Raw genomic sequence first — 879 nt, 5'->3', positions numbered from 1 at the left:
CCTTGTTGCATGCCCGGTGAGGCTATGACAGCAATGTCACCCTCTACCATTCGACAGCCCTTATGCGGCCTCCAACCCTCTGAATTCACAGGGTAGGAAACAGGAGTATTCGTGCCGCTCACGGATTTACGCCCTCCCTCTTTAGAGGAAGAGGGTAGCGTTTCGTTACCCCCTTTGCGGGCGAGCCGTAGCCAAGCGGTCCATTCCCGCGACACGATGCAAACGATGTTGATGTCGTTGCGGAAGCGGGCGAGGCGTCGTTCCTCAACGGTCACGAAGCCGAGCACCATGGCTTGTCAGATCGCGTTGCGGACGGTCGCACGGCTCACACCCGCTAATGCGGCTAGGTGATCCAGGGCTAGACGGCAGTCCCCCCGCTTCACGACCTCCACCGTGATAACAGCCAGCACCGCCTGCTCCGCCAGGGTAAACTAAGCAGCGATAGCCGGTGGAAGCCTCCCAGAGGCTGCCCAGCGGCGACGGCGGGCCATCGAGGCATCCGTTGCGCGGTCGGGAGCCTACGGCCTTCCTGGGGGTATCTGTGGAACGCTGGTGCAACTCCGTGGGACGCTCGGTCAATTGCCGGGCTTCGATTAGCCCGGACAACGCCTCAGCCTCAGCCTCCGACAGGTGTCCCTCTCCGAACGCTTTCCACAGCGCGGATGCGACGGCCGGCAACGCGGCGCGCGGAGCTGTCTCCGCCTGTCGGCGGATCTCATAGGTATAGTTCATGGTTCACGGTCCCTCACGGGCCGCGGCAGGGTCCAGGCAAAGCCTTCCCGTTGACGGAAACAGGTTCCGTCTTGACACCCCGGGGGGTCTCATGGCTTGTGAGGGGCAGCGATGCGGGCCTCACAAGGCCTCAGGTTTTTCGACAGC

General features: G+C 62.8%; 1 pseudogene. It reads right to left on the bottom strand.

Annotated elements, in window-relative coordinates:
* Positions 1-290, bottom strand: a pseudogene (locus tag MKL11_RS33360) (helix-turn-helix domain-containing protein); the annotation flags it as partial.
* Between the last annotated feature and the right edge of the window lie 589 nt (positions 291-879).

This window comes from Methylobacterium sp. J-077 (genome assembly GCF_022829365.1).
GTDB lineage: Bacteria > Pseudomonadota > Alphaproteobacteria > Rhizobiales > Beijerinckiaceae > Methylobacterium.
Note: the sequence above shows the minus strand (reverse complement) of the source record. Positions and strands in the feature narration are given on the sequence as shown.